This window comes from Acidovorax sp. (assembly GCF_022763525.1).
Lineage (GTDB): Bacteria > Pseudomonadota > Gammaproteobacteria > Burkholderiales > Burkholderiaceae_C > Acidovorax.
Genome location: NZ_JALEGG010000068.1, coordinates 1 through 3,409, shown reverse-complemented (window position 1 = coordinate 3,409; position 3,409 = coordinate 1). Strand labels below are relative to the sequence as shown.

Sequence of the window (3,409 nt, the reverse complement as noted above, 5' to 3'; positions counted from 1 at the left end):
TTGACCTGCGCTCGGCCGGGTTCGGGGTGTGGCAGGCGTGAGGCCGTCGCACCGTGGTTGCAGTAGCATCCCCCGCCTCACTCACTTTTTCATAGCTGCCAGCGCTTATCCACCCTGCGCCAGCGGCCTATTTCTTTAACCTCGAGTTTCGTTCAATTCAACTTCTCACCATGAACTTCGCAGACCGCCTCAAGCAGCTCCCCTCTGCCAGCCACCTCGCCGCCCTTCACCTGCTGGATGCTGACGACCAGGTCCTCGCCACCATTGAGAACAAGCCCGGCCAGACGGGCTCGCTGGTGGTGTATGCCGCGCTGGCGGCGTTGTATGGCGGCCGCATCACGCCCGCAGCCGCCAGCTTGGGGCTGGAGTGGTACGCGGAGCATGTGGCGGATGCGCGCACCTTTCCGGGCAAGCACCCCAACATCGACCGGCTGCTGGCCTGGGCGCAGGGCAGCGAGAGCTTTGGAGTGCGCGCGATTTCGGCCTGAGACAAAAAAACGGCAGTGGCAACGGCAGTCTGTCGAAAGCGAACGTGCACGTTCGTCGTAGGGGTGTGAGCCGGTTGAAATGCGCGGTATGGTTCAGCGGCCCACGCTTTCCCTTTCCTTCATCCACCCCGATGCCCCCTTAGGAGACCCGAGCATGACGACAGACAACACCACCGGCACCGTCACCCTGCACCGCGTGCTGCGCGCGCCGCCCGAACGCATCTACCGTGCCTTCCTGGACCCCGACGCCATGTGCAAATGGCTGCCGCCCCATGGTTTCACGGGCCGGGTGCTGAGCATGGACGCCTGCGTGGGCGGCAGCTATCGCATGCAATTCACCAACTTCAGCAACGGCCAGACGCACGCCTTTGGCGGAGAGTATGTCGAGCTGGTGCCTGGCGAGCGCATCGTGCACACCGACCGGTTTGACGACCCGAACCTGCCCGGCGAAATGCGCACCACCATCGCACTCAGAAAGGTGATGGTGGGCACCGAGGTGTCGATTGTTCAGGCGGGCATCCCGGCGGTGATACCCACGGAGGCTTGCTACCTGGGGTGGCAGGAATCGCTGCAGCTGCTGGCGCTGCTGGTGGAGCCGGAGATTCCGGGGTGATGCGGCGCTGACAGGGCGCGGTGCGCATGGACGCTGGACGGCCGTGGTGCCCGCGCTTCAGCACAACCTTTCTCTCGTCCGAGCCCAGCTTGCCCGAGAACTGAGGGGCTGAGAGTCTTCTGCCCATGCCCGTCTTGCACGCAAGCCCCCAGGCTCGTCGTTGCCAATGCTCGCCGTGGCCCGAGCGATGGCTGAGCTTTGCACCTGGCTCCGGGATGTTTTTGGGCCCCTTGCGGGCTCGGCCAAAAAACTCTCGGCCTCTGAGCGGAGCGGTACGCGCGGGCGTCGAATTGGGTTACCCTGCCCGACCCTGATAGCGAAAGAGCCCTCATGAAAAAACTCAACGTCACCATCCAGCTCGAAATGTCCGTTCCCGACGACTGGGAGCTGGTCGAAACCTCGGAAGGCACGCCCGTGCTCAAGCTGCCCGACGGCCAGTACATGGACCTCGCCATCGAGCCTTTGTTTGCCACCGACCCCGAAGACATGTGGAGCAGCACCGATGACGAGAGCGTGCTGGACGATGTGCTCGGCATGGTCGAGAGCGAAGAGGTGACGTACGAGTTTGTAGCTGACTGACCTGCCTGCGAGCTTCGGCAGGCTGGCACCCGGCCGCTTGCTTCAAGGCCCAGGTACGCTATTGATTTGATAGCTTTTGACGCCTGCCTCCAGAGCGCCAGCATTCGATTCGGATTCATATCCCCCCGCAGCCAGCCGGGTGCGCCAAGCCCACCAGCCGCATCGATCGCATTCATGGCATCAGAGCTGCGATCGCAGCACGGCCGTCATCTTTTCATGCACCTTCTCACGCAGTGGCCGGTTGAGCCAGTCTTCATACGTGACGCGGCGTGATCGCCGGATGTCGTCCTCGAACACCCGTGTCTGGCGCTGCGCGAACTGGGCGTCGTAAACGTTGAGATTGGCCTCGTCGTTCAGGCGGAACGAGCGGTTGTCGAAATTGGTGGAGCCTACCGACACCAGCAGCTGGTCCACGATCATGACCTTGCAGTGGTACATCGTGGGCTTGTATTCATAGATCTCTGCACCCGCCTTCAGCAGCGGCCCCCAGGTGGCGCGGGATGCGGCCTTGACTGTTTCGGTGTCGGTATGCTCGCCCGGCGTCACCAGGCGCAGGCGCACGCCGCGCGCCAGGGCGTCCATAAGCAGCTTGTGCGTGAGCTTGTCGGGTACGAAGTACGCCACCGAGAGGTCGATGCTGTGCTCAGCCGCCGTGATGGCCAAGTGGTACATCAACTGCATGCTCTCGCTGCCGCTCGATGGCGAACTGGAAAACATCTGCGCCCGCTGGTTGCCCACCGGGGCCAGGGGCGGAAAGTACCGGTCGCCATGCAGCACGCGCCCCGTCACCTTGAGCCAGTTGTCCAGGAAGGTGGCCTGCATCTGCGCCACGGCAGGTCCACGCACCAGGTAGTGCGAATCGCGCCAATGCTCAGGGTCCTGCGCGTTGCCCGTCCATTCGGGCGCGATGCCCACGCCGCCGGTGAAGGCCACCTGGCCGTCCACCACCAGCAGCTTACGGTGGGTGCGGTTGTTCATGCGGGCCCAGTTGTACCAGTGGGGCTTGTGGAATTTCTCGATCTGCACGCCCGCAGCCTTCATCTCGGTGAGGTAGCTTTCATCCATCTTCGAACTGCCTACCCAGTCGAGTAGTACGTGCACGGGCACGCCGGCACGCGCGCGCTCGCTCAGGGCGTCGGCAAAGGCCTTGCCAATGTCGCCAGACCAGTAGATGTAAGTCTCAAACGTGACGCTATGGCGCGCAGCCCGGATGGCCGCCAGCATGGGGGGAAAGATCTGGTCGCCATTGAGCAGTTCAGTGACCTCGTTGCCGCCGACGATGCCCGGACCTAGCAGGCTGCCGAGGGCTCGCTCGAACTGTGGGCTGGCAGTGGTGTAGATGCGGGGGAGCTGCTGCTGGACTTCCTTCTCGCCCGCGTTGAAGTTGAGGGCCAGCAGCACCAGCGCGCCTGTGGCCAGTGCGGTGAAGAAAACGGTGCGGAGGGTGGAACTGAAACGGCCAGCGGCGGGCATGGCGGGATTGTGGATTCATGGCCGCGGCCTACCTGTAGGTAAACGCCGTCACCGCGGGGCAGCACAATGGGTCAGGCGACTGTGCGGCGCGTGGAACTTTGCCCCCGCATGAACCCTCTGCCCTGGGCCTGCACCGCCGGCACCTACGCTTTCTGTATCAGCTCACCCCATCCTACTTCCGTGACATCCCACTTCCGTACCACCGCTTTGTTCGACCACCCAGCAGCCCCGCTCCGCCTGACACGCCGAAGCGCCT

4 protein-coding genes are annotated in these 3,409 nt (G+C 63.6%); 3 read left to right on the top strand and 1 reads right to left on the bottom strand.

What is annotated here, in order from left to right; genetic code table 11:
* The first annotated feature begins 170 nt into the window (after positions 1-170).
* The 3 genes from MRY84_RS05030 (at position 171) to MRY84_RS05020 (ending at position 1,680) form a co-directional block, all read left to right on the top strand.
* Entirely contained in the window at positions 171-488 is a 318-nt protein-coding gene (locus tag MRY84_RS05030) for a DUF2322 family protein (RefSeq protein ID WP_291504652.1), read from the top strand.
* A gap of 154 nt (positions 489-642) precedes the next feature.
* Positions 643-1,101, top strand: coding sequence for an SRPBCC family protein (locus MRY84_RS05025; RefSeq protein WP_291504651.1), 459 nt, complete (start codon positions 643-645; stop codon positions 1,099-1,101).
* Between the two features lie 330 nt (positions 1,102-1,431).
* Complete coding sequence (locus MRY84_RS05020) at positions 1,432-1,680, top strand: hypothetical protein (protein ID WP_291504650.1); 249 nt, start codon at positions 1,432-1,434, stop codon at positions 1,678-1,680.
* 180 nt (positions 1,681-1,860) lie between these two features.
* Here the strand turns inward: MRY84_RS05020 and MRY84_RS05015 are convergent, their stop codons facing one another.
* Positions 1,861-3,153, bottom strand: a complete 1,293-nt coding sequence (locus MRY84_RS05015; RefSeq protein ID WP_291504649.1) for a phospholipase D-like domain-containing protein — start codon at positions 3,151-3,153, stop codon at positions 1,861-1,863.
* Positions 3,154-3,409: the final 256 nt, after the last annotated feature.

What these genes read in the sequence shown, in the direction of transcription:
- MRY84_RS05025 (WP_291504651.1), top strand. Translation starts at nt 643, where the DNA reads ATGACGACAGACAACACCACCGGCACCGTCACCCTGCACCGCGTGCTG.
- MRY84_RS05020 (WP_291504650.1), top strand. Translation starts at nt 1,432, where the DNA reads ATGAAAAAACTCAACGTCACCATCCAGCTCGAAATGTCCGTTCCCGAC.
- MRY84_RS05030 (WP_291504652.1), top strand. Translation starts at nt 171, where the DNA reads ATGAACTTCGCAGACCGCCTCAAGCAGCTCCCCTCTGCCAGCCACCTC.
- MRY84_RS05015 (WP_291504649.1), bottom strand. Translation starts at nt 3,153, where the DNA reads ATGCCCGCCGCTGGCCGTTTCAGTTCCACCCTCCGCACCGTTTTCTTC.